Annotated in this window: 3 protein-coding genes; all 3 read right to left on the bottom strand. The window is 74.0% G+C overall.

What is annotated here, in order from left to right; translation table 11 throughout:
* Positions 1–36: 36 nt before the first annotated feature.
* Entirely contained in the window at positions 37–5,688 is a 5,652-nt protein-coding gene (locus tag ACQUFX_RS05805; RefSeq protein ID WP_428964995.1) for a type I polyketide synthase, read from the bottom strand.
* Positions 5,685–18,797, bottom strand: coding sequence for an SDR family NAD(P)-dependent oxidoreductase (locus ACQUFX_RS05800; protein WP_428964994.1), 13,113 nt, complete (start codon positions 18,795–18,797; stop codon positions 5,685–5,687). The genes ACQUFX_RS05805 and ACQUFX_RS05800 overlap by 4 nt, the downstream gene beginning before the upstream one ends.
* A gap of 225 nt (positions 18,798–19,022) precedes the next feature.
* A complete protein-coding gene (locus ACQUFX_RS05795; protein ID WP_428964993.1) occupies positions 19,023–20,234 on the bottom strand; it encodes a cytochrome P450 in 1,212 nt (403 codons plus the stop codon).
* Between the last annotated feature and the right edge of the window lie 43 nt (positions 20,235–20,277).

The raw sequence follows: 20,277 nt of genomic DNA, 5'->3' as shown, positions 1-20,277 counted from the left end.
GGTCGGTCGTTGGGTCGGTCGGTGGCGCGGCCGGCGTTACGACAGCCGGAAGTCGCTGTCGAGCATGTCGAACAGTTCGTCGTCGGAGGCGGTCCGCAACCGGTCGGAGACCTCGGCGCTGGAGCCGTCGTCGGGATCGGGGGCCCCGCCGACCTCGGCGAGGAGGGCGCGGAGCAGGTCGGCGGCGCGGCTGCGGTCGGCGTCGTCCCGCACCGCCGCCCCGATCCCGGTGCGGAGCCGGTCCAGCATCGTCAGGACGCCGGTGGCGTCGGTCGGCACCTGGTCGCCGGCGGACCGGCGGTCGAGTTCGGCCCCCAGGTAGGCGGCGAGCGCGGCGGGGGTCGGGTGGTCGAAGACGATGGCGGCGGGCAGGCCGAGGCCCGTCGCCGCGCCGAGCCGGTTGCGCAGGTCCACGGCGGTGAGCGAGTCGAAGCCCGCGTCCCGGAAGGACCGTTTCACACTCAGCGTCGCCGCCCCGGCGTGGCCGAGGACGGCGGCGGCCTCGGTACGGACCAGGTCGGTGAGGATCGCCGTACGCTCGGCCGCCGACCTGCCGACCAGTCGCGCGGCGACGGTGGCCTCGGCCGGCTGCTCCGGCGTACCGGCTCTCGGTCGCGCCCGGGTCGGGCCGGTCAGGACGGCGGGCACCATGCCGGCGGGACCGCCCGCGCGCAGCGCCGCCGGGTCGAGGCGGACCGGGTAGAAGACCGCCCCGGGGCGGGCGCAGGCGGCGTCGAGGAGCACGAGCGCGTCGTCGACGCCGAGTGGCACGAGCCCGGACCGGCGCAGGCGCGCCAGGTCCGCCCGGCCCAGGTCGACGGCCATCCCGCCGTCCAGTGGCCCCCAGGCGAGCGAGGTCGCGGCCAGCCCCCGGCCCCGCCGCCAGTCGGCGAACGCGTCGAGGAAGGCGTTGGCGGCGGCGTACCCGGCCTGGCCGGCGCTGCCGATGGTGCCGGCCACGGACGAGAACAGCACGAAGGCGGTGAGGTCCAGGTCGCGGGTGAGGTCGTGGAGGTTGACCGCCGCGTCCGCCTTGGCGCGGAGCACCGCCGCGACCCGGTCCCCGGTCTGGGCGGTCAGCACACCGTCGTCGGCGAGACCGGCGGAGTGCACCACGGCGGTGAGCGGATGCGCGGGCGGGATCCCGGCCAGCAGCCGGGCCAGGGCGTCGCGGTCGGCGACGTCGCAGGCGGCGACCCGGACGGACGCGCCCAGGGCCTCCAGGTCCCGGGTCAGGTCGGCCGCGCCGGGGGCGTCCGGCCCGCGCCGGCTGACCAGCAGCAGATGCCGTACCCCGTGCCGGCGGGCCAGGTGCCGGGCCACGGCCCCGCCGAGCAGTCCGGTCCCCCCGGTGACGAGCACCGTGCCGGTGTCCGGCCAGGGCGGCGCGACGTCGTCGGCGGCCGGTACCCGGACGAGGCCCGGGACGGTGGCCGTTCCGGCGCGCAGGGCGAGCTGCGGTTCGGCCGTTCGCACCGCCCCGGGCAGGGTACGCAGCGAGTCCGGGTGGTCGTCGAGGTCGACGAGGCCGAACCGGTGCGGGTGCTCGGTCTGGGCGACCCGCAGCAGGCCCCAGACCCCGGCGGCGGTGGGGTCGGTGACGCCGGTGCCGGTCTGCACCGCACCGGTGGTCAGCACGACCAGCCGGGAGCCGGTGAACCGCTCCTCGGCGAGCCACCGTTGGACGAGGTCGAGCGCCTGCCGGGTGGCCCGGTCCACACCGGCGGCCGTCACGTCACCGGCCGGCGCGGCGTCGGCCGGGCCGGCGGTGACGACGACGTGGGTCGGTACCGGGCCGTCGGCCAGGGCGGCGACCAGCGCGTCCAGGTCCGGGTACGCCTGCGTGGGCGCCTCGGCCGTCAGGGCCGCGAGCAGGGCCGGGTGGTCGGGGCCGACGAGGGCGAACCGGACCTGCCCGGTCGGCGGGGTGGACGGTACGGCCGCCCAGTCCAGCCGGTACAGCGGCGCCTGGCCGGTGACGGCGGCGGCGATCCGGTCGGCGGGTACCCGGCGCAGGGCCAGCGAGGCGGCGGTGAGCACCGGCGTGCCGGTGCCGTCGGTGGCGGTGACGCTGACCGACTCGGGGCCGGCCGGGGCGATCCGGAGCCGGAGCCGGTCGGTCCCGGTGGCGGAGAGCCGCACGTCGGTCCAGGCGAACGGCAGCATCCCGTGCGCGCCGTCGGGGAACTGGTCGCCGAGGACGATCGCGTGCAGGGCGGCGTCCAGCAGCGCAGGGTGGACCCGGTAGCGGCCCGCCTCCGGGGCGTACTCCTCGGGGAGCCGGACCTCGGCGAACGTCTCGTCGCCGCGTCGCCAGGCGGCGCGCAGCCCCCGGAACGCGGGGCCGTACCCGATGCCCGCGTCGGCGAAGCGCTCGTACTCGCCCTCGACCTCCACGGGCCGTGCGCCCTCGGGGGGCCAGACACCGGCGAGGTCGGTCGCGGGCCCCGCCCCGCCGGTGGGCGGCTGCTGGGCGGTGTCGGCCACCCGGCCGGTGGCGTGCCGGGTCCACTCGGGTCCGGCGGCGGCCGGCGCGGAGTGGACCTGGACGGTCCGGGTGCCGTCGGGGTCCGGGCCGCCCAGCACGACCCGCAGCCGGACGCCCTCGTCGTCGGGGACCACCAGCGGCGCCTCGAAGGTCAGCTCCGCCACCCGGTCGCAGCCGGCGGCGGCGCCCACCTCGTGCAGGATCTCCAGCAGGGCGGCGCCCGGCACCACCGTGCGCCCCCACACGCTGTGGTCGGCGAGCCACGGGTGGGTCCGGACGGAGAGCTGGCCCGTGAACACCGTGCCGGTGCCGTCGGGCAGGTCCACCGCGACGGCGAGCAGCGGATGCCCGGCCAGGTCGAGCCCCACGGCGGTCAGGTCGGGGGTGCCGGGGCGCGGGTCGAGCCAGTAGCGGGTCCGCTGGAACGGGTAGGTGGGCAGGTCGGTGCTGAGCGGGCCGTCGCCGAGCGCCGCGACCGGGTCGACGGGGAGGCCGTGGACGTGGGCGGTGGCCAGCGCCTCCCCGACGGCCAGGGCGTCGTCGCGGTCCCGGCGCAGGGTGGGCAGCACCAGCAGGGGCCGGTCGGTCCCGGCGGGCTCCGGCGGCTCGGCCAGGCAGTCCCGCGCCATGGCGGTGAGGACGCCGTCCGGGCCGAGTTCGACGAAGGTGTCGATGCCCTCGGCGCGCAGCCGGCGTACGCCGTCGAGGAAGCGCACCGCGTCGCGGGCGTGCCGGATCCAGTACTCCGGGGTCCGCAGGTCGTCGCCGGAGGCCGGCGTACCGGTCACGGTACCGACGACGGGGATGGTCGGCTCCCGGTAGTCGAGGTCCCGGATGGTCTTCTCGAACTGCGCGAGCATTGCGTCCATCCGGGGCGAGTGGAAGGCGTGGCTGACCCGCAGCCGGGTGGCCCGGCGGCCCTGCCCCCGCCACCAGGCGAGTTGTTCCTCGACGGCAGCCTCGTCGCCGGCGACGAGGGTGGCCTGCGGCCCGTTGACCGCCGCGATCGACAGTTCGGCGTCCCGGCCGGCGAGCAGCGGAGCGACCTCGGATTCGGCGGCCTCGAGCGCGGCCATCGCGCCCCCGGCGGGCAGGTCCGCCATCAGCCGGCCCCGGGCGGTCACCAGCCGGGCGGCGTCGGCCAGGGTGAGCACGCCCGCGACGTGCGCCGCGCTGATCTCCCCCACCGAGTGCCCCAGCAGGGCGTCCGGCCGCAGTCCCCAACTCGTGACGAGCCGGAACAGCGCCACCTCCAGCGCGAACAGCGCCGGCTGGGTGTACGCGGTGTCGTCCAGCAGGGCCGCCGCGTCGCTGCCCGGCTCGGCGAACATGACGTCCCGCAGCGGCCGGTCCAGGTGCCGGTCCACCTCGGCGAGCACCTCGTCGAGCGCCTGCGCGAAGGTGGGGTGCCGGGCGTACAGGTCCCGCCCCGCCCCCGGCCGTTGGCTGCCCTGGCCGGTGAAGAGGACGGCGACGCGGCGTTCCGGGGCGGCCCGGCCGGTGACCAGCCCGGCGGCGCTGCCGCCGGCGGCGAGGGCCCGCAGGCCGTCGAGCAGGGTGGCCTCGTCGGGCCCGGTCACGGCGGCCCGGTACGGGAAGGCGGTGCGGGTCCGGGCCAGCGCGCGGGCGACGGCGTCGGCGGGTTCGGACCGGCCGGTCAGGTGGGTGTGCAGCCGCCGGGCCTGCTCGCGCAGGGCCGCCTCGTCGCGGCCGGAGAGGACCCAGACGGGCACCCCGGCGGCCGGGGCCGGCGCGTCGGCGGGTTCGGCCACCGGCCGGTCGGGGGCGGCTTCCAGGATGACGTGGGCGTTGGTGCCGCTGGCGCCGAACGACGAGACGCCCGCCCGCCGGGGCCGGTCGTCGGACGCCGGCCACGGCTGACTCTCGGTCAGCAGCCGGACCGCGCCGGTGGACCAGTCCACCCGGGTCGAGGGCTGGTCGACGTGCAGCGTCCGGGGCAGCCGGCCGTGGCGCATCGCCAGCACCGTCTTGATCACACCGGAGACCCCGGCGGCGGCCTGGGTGTGGCCGACGTTGGACTTCAGCGACCCGAGCCACAGCGGCCGGTCCGCCGGCCGGCCCTGCCCGTACGTCGCCAGCAGGGCCTGCGCCTCGATGGGGTCACCGAGCCGGGTGCCGGTGCCGTGCGCCTCCACCGCGTCCACCTCGTCGGCGGCCAGCCCCGCGTTGGTCAGCGCCTGCCGGATGACCGCCTGCTGGGCGGTACCGTTCGGGGCGGTCAGGCCGTTGCTCGCGCCGTCCTGGTTGACCGCCGTGCCCCGGACGACGGCCAGTACCCGGTGCCCGTTGCGGAGCGCGTCGGAGAGCCGTTCCAGCAGCAGCATTCCGACGCCCTCGCCGAAGCCGGTGCCGTCCGCCGCGTCCGCGAACGCCTTGCAGCGGCCGTCCCCGGCGAGTCCACGCTGGCGGGAGAAGTCGACGAACATCGTCGGGGTGGCGAGCACCGTCGCCCCGCCCGCCAGGGCCAGGTCGCACTCCCCGGACCGCAGGGCCTGGACCGCCAGGTGCAGCGCCACCAGCGACGACGAGCAGGCCGTGTCGACCGTGACCGCCGGCCCCTGCAACCCCAGGGTGTACGCGATCCGACCGGAGGCGACGCTGCCCGCGCTGCCGTTGACCAGGTAGCCCTCCAGGTCGTCCGGGACCTCGGCGAGCCGGGTGCCGTAGTCGTCGTACATCACCCCGACGTAGGTCCCGGTGCGGGTGCCCCGGACCGCGCCGGGTGCGATGCCCGCCCGTTCGAGGACCTCCCAGGCGGTCTCCAGCAGCAGCCGTTGCTGCGGGTCCATGGCCAGGGCCTCGCGCGGTGAGATGGCGAAGAACTCCGGGTCGAAGTCGGCGCAGTCGTGGAGGAAGCCGCCCTCACGGGCGTAGCTGGTGCCGGTGGCGTCCGGGTCGGGGTCGTAGAGCTTCTCCACGTCCCAGCCCCGGTCGTCAGGGAAGCCCGAGATGGCGTCGGTCCCGCCGTCGACCAGCCGCCACAGCTCCTCGGGGGTCTGCACCCCGCCCGGCAGCCGGCAGCTCATCCCCACGATGGCGATGGGCTCACGCGCGCCGTCCTCCAGCTCGCGCAGCCGTCGCCGCGTCCCGGCCAGTTCGGCGGTGACGCGCTTGAGGTACTCACGGATCCGGTCCTCGTTGGCGGCCATCTGCCGGTTGTCTCCTCGGTCGGGGTTCACAGCTGCTCCTCGATGAAGGCGAACAGCTCGTCGTCGTCGGTCGCCGAGGCCAGCCGCTCGGCGACCGTGGCGTCCACCAGCCCGTCCTCCGCCGGCCGGGACCGGGGCCCGCCGACCAGGGCGAGCATCTCCTCCAGCCGACGGCGGACGATGTCCCGGCGGACGTCGTCGGTCTTCATCCCGCCGAGCGCGGCGGCCAGGGTGTCGAGCCCGGTCAGCGCCGTCGCGCCCGCGTCGGCCACCCCGTCGGCGGCGAGCCGGTCGGCCAGGTGCTCGGCCACGGCCTGCGGGTTCGGGTGGTCGAACACCAGGCTCGGGGCCAGCCGCAGGCCGGTCGCCGTGTTCAGCCGGTTGCGCAGTTCGACGGCGGTCAGCGAGTCGAACCCGACCTCCCGGAACGGTCGTCTCGGGTCCACCGCCGTGGCCCCCGCGTCGAGGGCGAGCACCCCCGCCACGTGGGCGCGGACCAGGTCCAGCAGTTCCCGGACCCGGGCCGGCGCGTCCTGCCCGGCCAGTCGCCGCCGCAGGTCGTCGGCCTGCTGCGCGGGGGCGGCGGCCGGCGCGGACGCCCCGCCGGCGCCCCCCGAGGTGGCGGCCCGTCGGGCCGGGGCCGGCGGGACCAGGCCGCGCAGCAGCACCGGAACCGCGTCCGGTCCGCTGGCGGCCTGCTCCCGCCGCAGCGCCGCGAGGTCCAGGCGCGCGGGTACGAGCAGCGGTTCGTGCCGGGCCCGGTCGAGGGCCCGGTCGAACAGCACGAGCCCCTCCTCGGCGGTCATCGGCGCGATGCCGGAGCGGCGCATCCGCCGCAGGTCGTTCTCGCCGAGGTGGCCCGTCATGTCGCTGGCCAGTCCCCACAGGCCCCAGGCGAGGGCGACGCCGGGCCGCCCCTGGGCCTGCCGGTGCTGGGCCAGGGCGTCGAGGAAGGTGTTCGCCGCCGCGTAGTTCGCCTGACCGGGGCGGCCCAGGATGCCCGCCGCCCCGGAGAACAGGACGAACGCGGCCAGGGGCAGGTTCGCGGTCAGCTCGTGCAGGTTCAGCGCGGCGTCCACCTTCGGCCGCAGCACCGCGTCGATCCGATCGGGGGTGAGCGCCTGGAGCGCCCCGTCGTCGAGGACGCCGGCCACGTGCACCACGGCGGTCAGCGGGTGCGCGGCGGGGATGCCCCGCAGGACGTCGGCCAGCGCGGCGCGGTCCGCGGTGTCGCAGGCGACCAGCGACACGTGCGCGCCGAGCCCGGTCAGCTCCTCGGTCAGCCGGTCCGCTCCGGCGGCGCCGGGGCCGCTGCGGCTGACCAGCAGCAGCCGGCGTACCCCGTGCGCGGTCACCAGGTGCCGGGCGAGCAGGCCGCCGAGGGTACCGGTCGCGCCGGTCACCAGGACGGTACCGGCCGGGTCGAGCCCGCCCGCCGCCGGGTCGGCGGGCTCCGGTTCCGCGCGCAGCGGCTCGATCTCGGGTACCCGGATCTCGCCGGCCCGGACCGCGAGCTGCGGCGTGTCCAGGGTGAGCGCCGACGGGACCGTGGAGATGGAGGTGTCGTCGGCGTCGATGTCGAGCAGGACGAACCGGTCCGGGTGTTCGGACTGGGCCGACCGCAGCAGGCCCCAGAGGCCGGCGTGGACGAGGTCCGGCACGTCCTCGTCGGTGCCGGCGGCGACGGCCCGTTCGGTGAGCACGACGAGTTTCGCCGCCGTGAACCGCTCGTCGGCCAGCCAGCCCTGGAGCAGTTCCAGTCCGGCCTGGGTCTCCGCCCGGACCGCCTCGGCGACGTGGGCGGGGTCGGTGGAGCAGGAGTCCCGGCGGAAGTCGGCGAGGACGACGGTGGGCGGTTCCGCGCCCGCGTCCAGGGCCGCCCGCAGGGAGGCCAGGTCGGCGTGGATGTCGACGGCGGTGACCGGCCAGCCGTACCGCGCGGCGGCACCGATCATCTCGGCGCCGTACGGGCCGACGACCGCCCACCGCCGCTGCGGCGGCGCGGCCACGGCGGTCCGCCGCCGCCAGCCCACCCGGTACAGCGGCAGGGCGGTGGTGGTACCGGTGACACCGAGGCGTTCCCGGGCGAGGGGCCGCAGGACGAGCGCGTCGAGTGCGAGGACGGGGGCCCCGGCGAGGTCCACGGCCTGCATCGACACCGCCGCCTCGCCGGCCCGACCGATGCGGACCCGCAGCGTGTCGGCGCCGGTGGCGTGCAGGGTGACGCCCTGCCAGGCGAACGGGAGCAGCACACTGCCCTCGGGGACGTCGACGAGTCCGCCCGCCAGCCACGGTTGCAGGGCGGCGTCGAGCAGCGCGGGGTGCACCCCGAACCGGGTGGCCTCGGCGGCGACCCGGCCGGGCAGCCGTACCTCGGCGAAGACCTCGCCGTCGCGCCGCCAGACACTCTGGAGTCCGGCGAAGACCTCCCCGTACTCGTAGCCCAGCGCGGCGAACCGCTCGTGGAGGGCGTCCACGTCGACGGCTTCGGTGCCGGCGGGGGGCCAGGTCTCGGTGTGCCACGAGGTCGCCGGGACGGGCCGGGGCCCGGTGGTCAGGACACCGACCGCGTGGCGGGTCCAGGCGGCGTCGTCGGCTGCGGACTCGGCGCGGGAGAACACACTCACCGGCCGGTGGTCGGAACCCTCGGCCGGGTCGTCCACCAGCACCTGGAGCCGTACGCCGCCGGTGGGCGGCACCACCAGCGGCGCCTCCAGGCGCAGTTCCTCGACACCGGTGCAGCCGGCCACCTCGGCGGCGTGCAGGGCCAGTTCCACGAAGGCCGTGCCGGGCACCAGGACGGTGCCGGAGACGGCGTGGTCGGCGAGCCAGCCGTGCGAGGCGAGCGAGAGCCGGCCGGCGAGCAGGAGGCTCCGGGTGCCGCCGACCGGCAGCGCGCCGCCGAGCAGCGGGTGGTCCTCCCACTCCATGCCGAACCGGGCCGCGGCGGCGGTCCCGACGCCTGCCGGGGAGGTGTGCGCCCAGTAGTGGCGTCGTTGGAACGGGTACGTGGGCAGGTCCACCACCCGGGCCCCGGTGTCGGCGAACACGGCCTTCCAGTCGACGTCGACCCCGGCGACGAACGCCTCGGCCACCGAGGTCAGGAACCGGTCCAGGCCGCCGTCGTCGCGCCGCAACGACCCCACCACCACGGCCGGCACACCCTCACCGACCGACTCGACGGTCTCCTGCACACCCGGCACCAACACCGGATGCGCACTGCACTCCACGAACCCGGTGAACCCGTCCCCGACCAGACGCTCCACGGTCTCCCGGAACAACACCCGCTGCCGCAGATTCCGGTACCAGTACCCGGCATCCAACCCGGAACCGTCCACGACGCCGGCCTCGACGGTCGAGTAGAACGGGATCTCCGCCACCTGCGGGCTGACCCCCGCCAGGGCATCCCGCAGCTCGGCCTCGATCGCCTCCACATGCGCCGAATGCGACGCGTAGTCCACCGGGATCTTCCGCGCCCGAACCCCCTCCGCCTCACACCGCGCCACCAAGTCCACCACCGCGTCGACATCACCCGAGACGACCGTCGCGGAGGGGCCGTTCACCGCCGCCACACCCAACCGGCCGGTCCAGTCAGACAGACGAGACTCCACCTCGGCCACCGGCAGGGCGACCGACGCCATCGCACCCGGACCCGCCAACACACGGCCGATCACCTGCGACCGCACCGCCACCACCCGCGCCCCGTCGGACAGGCTCAACGCACCGGCCACCACCGCCGCGGCGATCTCACCCTGCGAATGACCCACCACCGCCGACGGGACCACACCCACCGACCGCCACAACCGGGCAAGCGACACCATCACCGCCCACGTCACCGGCTGCACCACATCAACCCGCTCCATCAACCCCGAACCGGAACGGACCACCTCCAGCAGATCCCAGTCCACGAACGCCGACAGCGCCTCCGCACACTCGACCATCGACTCCGCGAACACCGGCGACCCATCCATCAACCGGGCACCCATACCCACCCACTGCGTCCCCTGACCCGGGAACACGAACGCCACCCGACCGGCGGACAACGGGCCCGCCGGCCCGAGCACCACACCTGCGGCAGCGACCTCGCCGGACGCCACGGCACCCAGCGCAGCGGTGGCGGTGCCGGGGTCCGCCGCGAGCACCACGCCGCGGCGCTCGAAGACCGATCGCGTCGACACCGACGACCAACCGACGTCCACCAGGTCGGTATCGGCGAGCACGGCCCGGACGCTGTCGGCCTGCGCCCGCAGTGCCGCCTCCGACTTGCCGGAGAGCACCACCGGTACCACGGGAAGGTGCCGGACGGCGGATTCGGCGGGGTCGGTACCGTCGGCAGGTGCGGGCTCCGCGACGGGGGGAGCCTCTTCGAGGATCACGTGGGCGTTGGTGCCGCTGACCCCGAACGCGGAGACTCCGGCGCGGCGGGGGCGGTCGGTCTCCGGCCAGTCGCGCTGCTCGGTCAGCAACTCGACGGTGCCCGACGACCAGTCGACGAACGGTGACGGCTCGTCCACGTGCAACGTCGCTGGCAACACCCCCGCCCGCAACGCCAACACCATCTTCATCACACCGGCCACACCCGCAGCCGCCTGCGTATGACCCACATTCGACTTCAACGATCCCAGCCACAGCGGGCTGCCGGTGCGGTCACGGCCGTAGGTCGCCAGCAACGCCTGGGCCTCGATCGGGTCTCCCAACCGGGTTCCGGTGCCGTGCGCCTCCACGACGTCGACGTCCGACGCCTCCACACCCGCCGCCGCCAACGCATCGCGGATGACCCGCTGCTGGGCTGCGCCCGAGGGCGCGGTCAGGCCGTTCGACGCCCCGTCCTGGTTGATGGCCGAACCCCGTACCACCGCCAGAACGCGGTGACCGCGCTCCCGCGCCACCGACAGCCGCTCCAACACGACGACCCCGGCGCCCTCGGCCCAGCCCGTGCCATCCGCGCCACCGCCGAAAGCACGGCACCGACCGTCAACCGACAACCCGCCCTGCCGCGAGAACTCCACGAACAGACCCGGCGCCGCGATCACGGTCACCCCACCCGCCAACGCCACGTCACACTCGCCCAGCCGCAGCCCCTGGCACGCCAGGTGCAACGCCACCAACGACGACGAACACGCCGTGTCGACGGAGACGGCGGGGCCTTCCAGTCCGAGGGTGTAGGAGACGCGGCCGGAGGCGACACTGACCGACTTGCCGGTGAGCAGGTACCCCTCGAACTCCTGGGGCGCCTCGTGGAGGCGGGCGGCGTACTCCTGGTGGGTGAGCCCGGAGTACACGCCGGTGCGGCTGCCCCGCAGTCCCTCCGGGTCGATGCCGGCGCGCTCGAGCGCCTCCCAGGAGGTCTCCAGCAGCAGGCGCTGCTGCGGGTCCATGGCCAGGGCCTCGCGGGGGGAGATACCGAAGAACTCGGCGTCGAAGTAGCCCGCGTCGTACACGAACCCGCCGTCGCGCACGTACGACTTGCCCGCCGCGCCGGGGGTGGGATCGAAGAAGGAGTCGACGTCCCAGCCCCGGTCGTCGGGGGCGGGACCGATGACGTCGGCCTTGTTCAGCAGCAGGTCCCAGAGCTTCTCGGGGGTGTCCGCCCCGCCGGGGTAGCGGCAGGCCATGCCGACGATGGCGATGGGTTCGTCGACGGGTGCGGCGCCGGTCGCCACCGGGACGACGGGTTCGGGGGTGGCGCCGGTGAGGGCCTCCTCCACGAACGAGGCCAGGGCCGAGGGGCTCGGGTGGTCGAAGACGACGGTCGACGGCAGGGTGAGCCCGGTCGTGGTGTTCAAGCGGTTGCGCAGTTCCAGTGCGGTGAGCGAGTCGAAGCCTGCGGCCTTGAAGGCCCGGCCGGGGGTGACCGCCTCCACGGTGTCGTGGCCGAGGACGGCCGCCGCCTCCGCGCGCACCAAATGCAGCAGGACCTGCTGCCGTTCCGACTCGGACATGCCCACCACGCGCTGCGCCAGGCCGGAGGTCGGCGTCGCGGCGTCGGCCCGGCGGGCGTCGAGCGCGCTCCTGGCCTCGGGAACGCCGTCGAAGAGCCGGCCCGGGCGGAGGTCGGCGAGTCGGGGGGCGAAGTCCGCCCAGTCGACGTCGGCGACGGTGACGCAGACGTCGTCGCGGTCGAGGGCCCGTTGGAGGGCGCGGATGCCGCCGTCCGGGTCCATGGCGGTGATGCCGCGCCGGTTCAGGTTCCGCTCGCCGATCCCCTCGGCCATGCCGCCGCCACCCCACAGCCCCCAGGCGATGGCGGTGGCGGGGAGACCGGCGGCGCGGCGCTGCTCGGCGAGCACGTCCAGGGACGCGTTGGCCGCAGCGTACGCCGCCTGGCCGCCGTTGCCCCAGACGCCGGTGATGGACGAGAAGAGGACGAAGGCGTCGAGGTCCCGGTGTCGGGTGAGTTCGTCGAGGAGCAGGGCGGCGTCGGCCTTCGGGCGGAACACCTCGTCGACGTGGGCGAGGGTGAGGGTGTCGAGCACGCCGTCGTGGAGGACGCCGGCGGTGTGGAAGACGGCGGTCGGCGGGTGGGCCTCCAGGAGGGTGGCGAGCGCGGCGCGGTCGGACACGTCGCAGGCGACGATGGTCACCGCCGCGCCGAGTGCCCGCAGGTCCGCTTCCAGCTCGACCGCGCCGGGGGCCTGGGCGCCCCGCCGGCTGGTGAGGACCAGGTGCTCGGCGCCGGTGCGGGCGAGCCAGCGCGCCACCTGGGCGCCCAGTGCCCCGGTACCGCCGGTGACCAGGACGGTGCCACGGGGGCGCCACTCCCGGCGGGGGGTGTCCGAGGCGCGCGTCACCCGTCGCCCGTAGACCCCGGAGCCGCGTACCGCGATCTGGTCCTCACCCTCTCCCCCGGCCACCGCGCCGGCCAGGTGGTCGAGCGCCCGGGAGTCCGGCTCCTGCGGCAGGTCGACCAGGCCGCCCCAGCGGTCCGGCAGCTCCAGGGCGGCCACCCGGCCGAGCGCCCACACCTGCGCGCCGACCGCGTCGGGCACCTCCCGAGGGGTCACGGCCACCGCCGCCCGGGTCACGGTCCACAGGGGTACGTCGAGGCCCGCGTCACCGGCGGCCTGCACCAGCGCCAGCGAGGCGGCCACGCCCCGCGCGATGGACGGGTGGTCGGGGTGGACGCCGGGTACGAGCCCGAGCAGGGACACGACGCCGGCCAGCGGGGTCGCGCCGTCGGCCGTGGTGGCGAGCAGGTCGGCGAGGCGGGTACGGCTGGCGAGCGGGTCCAGGCTCAGCGGCTCGACCTCGGCACCCCGGCGGGAGAGTGCCGCGGTGACGTCGGCGGCCAGGGCCGACCCGGCGGTCGCGGGGTCGGCCGCGAGCAGCCAGCGGCCGGTGAGGTGTCGGGGCTTGTCGGTGGCGAGTGGCTTCCAGGTGACCTGGTACCGCCACTCCGTCGTCGGATCGGTGTCACCGCTGGTGACGGCGGCGGCGGGCTTGGGGGTCTCGGCCCAGTAGTGGCGTCGTTGGAACGGGTACGTGGGCAGGTCCACCACCCGGGCCCCGGTGTCGGCGAACACGGCCTTCCAGTCGACGTCGACCCCGGCGACGAACGCCTCGGCCACCGAGGTCAGGAACCGGTCCAGGCCGCCGTCGTCGCGCCGCAACGACCCCACCACCACGGCCGGCACACCACCACCGACCGACTCGACGGTCTCCTGCACACCCGGCACCAACACCGGATGCGCACTGCACTCCACGAACCCGGTGAACCCGTCCCCGACCAGACGCTCCACGGTCTCCCGGAACAACACCCGCTGCCGCAGATTCCGGTACCAGTACCCGGCATCCAACCCGGAACCGTCCACGACGCCGGCCTCGACGGTCGAGTAGAACGGGATCTCCGCCACCTGCGGGCTGACCCCCGCCAGGGCATCCCGCAGCTCGGCCTCGATCGCCTCCACATGCGCCGAATGCGACGCGTAGTCCACCGGGATCTTCCGCGCCCGAACCCCCTCCGCCTCACACCGCGCCACCAAGTCCACCACCGCGTCGACATCACCCGAGACGACCGTCGCGGAGGGGCCGTTCACGGCGGCCACACCCAACCGGCCGTCGAACGCGGCGAGCTTCGACTCCACCTCGGCCACCGGCAGGGCGACCGACGCCATCGCACCCGGACCCGCCAACACACGGCCGATCACCTGCGACCGCACCGCCACCACCCGCGCACCATCCGACAGACTCAACGCACCGGCCACCACCGCCGCGGCGATCTCACCCTGCGAATGACCCACCACCGCCGACGGGACCACACCCACCGACCGCCACAACCGGGCCAGCGACACCATCACCGCCCACGTCACCGGCTGCACCACATCAACCCGACCGAACAGCTCCGCCCCCGTGCCGCCGCGAACAACCTCCAGCAGATCCCAGTCCACAAAGGTCGACAGCGCTTCCGCGCACTCGACCATCGACTCCGCGAACACCGGCGACTCGACCATCAACCGGGCACCCATACCCACCCACTGCGTCCCCTGACCCGGGAACACGAAGACCTTGCGGCCGTCCGCCGTCGGTACCGCCGGGCCGAGCACCACACCCGACGTCGCTGAGCCACCGGTGGCGACGCTCTCCAGGCCCCGGTCGGCCACGGTGGGATCGCCGGCGAGGACCACGGCACGGCGCTCGAACCTCGACCGCGTCGACGCCAACGACCAGCCGAGGTCGAGGAGTCGCCGGTCAGGGAGCAGCCCACGGAGGCGATCGGCCTGCGCCCGCAGCGCCGCCTCCGACTTGCCGGACAACACCACCGGCACCACCGGCAGTTCACGAATGGGCGCGGCACCCGGGCTGGACTCGGTGTGCGGGGTCGGCAGTGGAGGCGCTTCTTCCAGAATCAGATGGGCATTGGTGCCGCTGATTCCGAACGAGGAGACTCCGGCACGGCGGGGGCGGTCGGTCTCCGGCCACTCACGCCGCTCCGTCAACAACTCCACCGCGCCCGACGACCAATCCACAAAAGGCGACGGCTCATCCACATGCAACGTCGCCGGCAACACCCCCGCCCGCAACGCCAACACCATCTTCATCACACCAGCCACACCCGCAGCCGCCTGCGTATGACCCACATTCGACTTCAACGACCCCAACCACAACGGGCCCCCCACCCGACCACGCCCATACGTCGCCAACAACGCCTCAGCCTCGATCGGATCCCCCAACCGAGTCCCCGTACCATGCGCCTCCACCACATCGACGCCCGACGCCTCCACACCCGCCGCCGCCAACGCATCCCGAATCACCCGCTGCTGCGCCATACCCGACGGCGCCGTCAAACCATTCGACGCCCCATCCTGATTGATAGCCGAACCCCGCACCACCGCCAGAACACGATGACCCCGCTCCCGCGCCACCGACAACCGCTCCAACACCACCACACCCGCGCCCTCAGCCCAGCCCGTACCATCCGCGCCACCACCGAAAGCACGACACCGACCATCAACCGACAACCCACCCTGCCGCGAAAACTCCACGAACAGACCCGGCGCCGCGATGACCGTCACCCCACCCGCCAACGCCACATCACACTCACCCAACCGCAACCCCTGACACGCCAGATGCAACGCCACCAACGACGACGAACACGCCGTGTCAACAGAAACAGCAGGACCCTCCAACCCCAAGGTGTACGCCACCCGACCCGACACCACACTCGGCGTCGTCCCCGTCAACAAAAACCCCTCAAACCCACCACCCCCCTCCGCCAACCGAGGCCCATACTCCTGACCCATCACCCCCACATACACACCAGTCCGCGACCCCCGCAAACCCACCGGATCAATCCCCGCATGCTCCAACGCCTCCCACGACGTCTCCAACAACAAACGCTGCTGCGGATCCATCGCCACAGCCTCACGCGGCGACACACCAAAAAACTCCGCATCGAAGAACCCCGCGTCATACACGAAGCCCCCCTCACGCACATACGACTTCCCCACCACACCCGGCACCGGATCAAACAGGGACTCCACATCCCAACCCCGATCCACCGGAAAACCCGACACCGCATCCCCACCCGACACCACCAAATCCCACAAACCATCCGCCGACACCACACCACCCGGCAACCGACAACCCATCCCCACAATCGCAATCGGATCGTCCACAACAGCGGTGGGAACGGCGGACAACGCATGGTCCTGAGCCGATCGGCCGAGGATCTCGTCGCGGAGGTGACGGGCGGCGGCCAGCGGGGTGGGGTGGCTGTAGACGAGCGTGGTCGGCACCCGCTCGCCGGTGCCGAGTCGCAGGTGGTTGCAGAGTTCGACGGCGGTGACGGATTCGAAGCCCTGTTCCTTGAAGGTCCGTTCCGGATCGACCGCCTCGGCGGATTCGAGGCCCAGCACGGCAGCGGTGCTCGCCCGGACGACGGTCAGCAGTCGGTGCAGTTGTTCGGTGTCGGACAGCGTCAGCAGTTCCGCGTGGAGTCCTGACGCGCCGGCTGCCGGGTCGATCTCCGGCTCCGCCTGGTCGTCGATCAGGACCGGCGAGGCGGTTCCGTCCGTCTGCGGCGCCCAGTGGTGGCGTCGTTGGAACGGGTACGTGGGCAGGTCCACCACCCGGGCCCCGGTGTCGGCGAACACGGCCTTCCAGTCGACGTCGACCCCGGCGACGAACGCCTCGGCCACCGAGGTCAGGAACCGGTCCAGGCCGCCGTCGTCGCGCCGCAACGACCCCACCACCACGGCCGGCACACCACCACCGACCGACTCGACGGTCTCCTGCACACCCGGCACCAACACCGGATGCGCACTGCACTCCACGAACCCGGTGAACCCGTCCCCGACCAGACGCTCCACGGTCTCCCGGAACAACACCCGCTGCCGCAGATTCCGGTACCAGTACCCGGCATCCAAACCGACGCCATCAACCGGCCCACACTCCACCGTCGAGTAGAACGGGATCTCCGCCACCTGCGGGGACACCCCGGCCAGGGCATCCCGCAGCTCGGCCTCGATCGCCTCCACATGCGCCGAATGCGACGCGTAGTCCACCGGGATCTTCCGCGCCCGAACCCCCTCCGCCTCACACCGCGCCACCAGGTCCACCACCGCGTCGACATCACCCGAGACCACCGTCGCGGACGGGCCGTTCACGGCCGCCACACCCAACCGGCCGTCGAACGCGGCGAGCTTCGACTCCACCTCGGCCACCGGCAGGGCGACCGACGCCATCGCACCCGGACCCGCCAACACACGGCCGATCACCTGCGACCGCACCGCCACCACCCGCGCACCATCCGACAGGCTCAACGCACCGGCCACCACCGCCGCGGCGATCTCACCCTGCGAATGACCCACCACCGCCGACGGGACCACACCCACCGACCGCCACAACCGGGCCAGCGACACCATCACCGCCCACGTCACCGGCTGCACCACATCAACCCGACCGAACAGCTCCGCCCCCGTGCCCCCGCGCACCACGTCCAGCAGATCCCACTCCACAAAGGTCGACAGCGCTTCCGCGCACTCGACCATCGACTCCGCGAACACCGGCGACCCATCCATCAACCGGGCACCCATACCCACCCACTGCGTCCCCTGCCCCGGGAACACGAACGCCACCCGACCGGCGGACAACGGGCCCGCCGGCCCGAGCACCACACCTGCGGCAGCGACCTCGCCGGACGCCACCGCCGTCAGGCCACGCTCGGCCGCGTCGGGGTCGGCGGCGAGGACCACGGCCCGACGCTCGAACGTCGACCGGGTCGACACCGCCGACCAGCCGACATCGAGCAGCCGCGCGTGCGGCAGAACGGCCCGGAGGCGGTCGGCCTGCGCCCGGGTCGCCGGCACGGACCTGCCCGACAGCACCACCGGCACCACCGGCAGGGCGCGGTGGTCGGTGTCGTCGGTGGGGGCCTCCGCCACCAGGGGGGCCTGTTCGAGGATCAGGTGGGCGTTGGTGCCGCCCATGCCGAAGGAGCTGACGCCGGCGAGGCGCGGGCGCCCGGCCTCGCGGCCCGGCCACGGCTGGAGGTCGGTCTGCACCCGCAGGTTGAGGTCGTCGAGCGGGATGTCCGGGTTCGGCGTCTGGAAGTTGAGGCTGGGAGGCAGCATTCCCTCTCGGACGGCGAGCACCGCCTTGAGCAGGCCGGTGATGCCGGCGGCGCCCTCGAGGTGGCCGATGTTGGTCTTGACCGATCCGACGGCGAGCGGGGTGTCGGGGGTACGGGCCGCGCCGAGTACCGCCCCGAGGGCAGCCGCCTCGACGGGGTCGCCGGCCTTCGTACCGGTGCCGTGCAGTTCGACGTAGGTGACCTGTTCCGGCGCGACCATGGCGCGCTCGTACGCCCGGCGCAGCAGCGCCTCCTGGGCCTCCCGGTCGGGGTGGGTCAGGCTGGGACCGCCACCGTCGTTGTTGACGGCGCCGCCCCGGATCACGCAGTGCACCCGGTCGCCGTCGTCGATCGCCCGGCCCAGGGGCTTGAGGACGAGCGCCACGCCGCCCTCACCACGGACGTAGCCGTTGGCGCGGGCGTCGAAGGTGAAGCACCGTCCGTCGGGGGAGAGCGCGCCCATGAGCGCCATACCGGCGGTGCTCTCCTCGGCCAGGACGAGGCTCACGCCGCCGACGAGGGCGACGGTGCTCTCGCCCCGGCGCAGGCTCTCGCACGCCAGGTGCACGGCGACCAGGGACGACGACTGCGCGGAGTCGACGGTGAGGCTGGGCCCGCGCAGGCCGAGCAGGTACGACAGGCGGTTCGCGGTGAGGCTGCGGTGCAGGCCGGTGGCGGTGTGGCCGTTGACGGCGGTGCCGGAGCGGTGCAGCAGGGTGGCGTAGTCGTCGGCGGCGATGCCGACGAAGACACCGGTGTCGGTGCCCTTGAGGTCGGCGGGTCGGATCCGGGCGTGCTCTAGGGCCTCCCAGCCGAGTTCGAGCATCAGGCGCTGCTGCGGGTCGACCGCGGCGGCCTGCCGCGGGGACATCCCGAAGAAAGTGTCGTCGAATTCCGCCTTGCCCTCCACCACGGCCCGCCAACTGCCGTCGGGTTGGCGTTCGACCGCGCTCCGACCGGTGCGCAGCAGTTCCCAGAATTCCTCGATGCCGGGCGCGCCGGGAAGCCGGCACGCCATTCCGACGACGGCGATATCGCTGGGGTGCAGCACGCTGCTCTTCACGGTCATGAGGTCTCCTGGGTCGAGAAGAACGCGCTCGGGAGACTCACCCACGGTCCGAAGGACGGCTCTGGTGCGCTGCGCGTCCGCGCGCAGCTCGATCGTTCTCCCGGCGAAAACACGTAACGACGGTGGTCGACAGGGTGGCGTTCACCAGCCCGTGTGTCAGGTCGGGCCGTGTCGGATCAGTCGGTGCTGATTCGACCCCTCACCTGAACTGGTCGTGGAGCTGGATCACCACGTCACCGGTAGGGCCACGAGGCTACGTACCATCATCCCCCGTTGCCATTCGAGTTCGTTCTCCTCGACGGCGAGGCGGAGGCCGGGGAGTCGTCTGACCAGCGCTCCGATGGTGGCCTGGATCTCCAGTCGGGCGAGGCTGGCCCCGATGCAGAAATGCGGGCCGTGTCCGAACGCGATGTGCGGGTTGGGCTCGCGGTCGAGGACGACGTCGGCGGCGTCCGGGAAGGCGTCCTCGTCGAGGTTGGCGGAGCTCAAGGAGAAGATCACGGCGTCGCCGGCACGGATGGCGGTCCCGTTGAGTTCCAGGTCCTCGGTGGCGATGCGGGTGGGCCCCACGGTGGCCCACATCGGGGCGACGCGGAGCAGCTCCTCGACGGCCGTGGGGATCAGCTCGGGCCGGGCGCACAGGGTCTCGTACCGGGTCCGGTCGCGCAGCAGGACGAACAGGTGCGAGGCGATCTGACTGGCGGTGGTCTCGTGGCCGCCGACGAGGAGGCCGCCGGTGAGCATGATCAGCTCTTCCTCGCTGAGCCGGTCGCCGTCGTCGCGGGCCTCGATCAGCGCGCCGATGAGGTCGTCGGTGCGGTTGGCGCGGCGGTGCGCGAGCAGGCCACCGAGGTACGCGATGAACTCCTGGACGGCCTGGTCCACCTCGTCGTCGGTGTAGCGGGTGCTCGACATCAGGGCGTCGCTGAAGGCCCGGAAGATGGGCTGCTCCTCGGTGGCCACCCCCATCATCTCGCAGATGATCGTGACCGGCACGGGGAGGGCGATCTGGCGCACGAGGTCCGCGGGCGGGCCGGTCTCGATCACCTCGTCGACGAGCCGGTCGGCGATCTCGGCGACCCGGGGGGCGATGTCCCGGACGCGTTTCGGGGTGAACGCGGTGCCGACGAGGCGGCGCAGCCGGGCGTGCGCCTCGGGGGGCATGCCCATCAGCCCCTCCGCCTCCTGGATGCGGGGGGAGGCGCGGGGCACGTCCCGGCCGGCGCCGGCGGCGATGCTGAGCCGGGGGTCGGAGAGCGCCTTCTTGGCGTCGGCGTGCCGGGTGACCAGCCAGGCGTCCCCGCCGCCGTAGGGCATGCGGACGCGGGCGACCGGCTCCTTCGAGCGCAGTTCGCCGTAGGTGGGATCGACAGTGAGGTCGGCACGGTCACTGAAGGGGTAGAACCGTGAGGATCCGGCCGTTACGGGACACTCCATGGCAGCTTCTCCTCCAGAAAGGGGCCGTCCTGTACCGATCTTG

The sequence above is a fragment of the Micromonospora fluostatini genome (assembly GCF_050410825.1).
In the GTDB taxonomy this organism is placed as follows: domain Bacteria; phylum Actinomycetota; class Actinomycetes; order Mycobacteriales; family Micromonosporaceae; genus Micromonospora; species Micromonospora rosaria.
This window is presented reverse-complemented; position numbering and strand designations above follow the sequence as displayed.

Bases quoted from the DNA above. Each gene is read 5' to 3' on its own strand.
- ACQUFX_RS05795 (WP_428964993.1), bottom strand. From the start codon at position 20,234: ATGGAGTGTCCCGTAACGGCCGGATCCTCACGGTTCTACCCCTTCAGT.
- ACQUFX_RS05800 (WP_428964994.1), bottom strand. From the start codon at position 18,797: ATGACCGTGAAGAGCAGCGTGCTGCACCCCAGCGATATCGCCGTCGTC.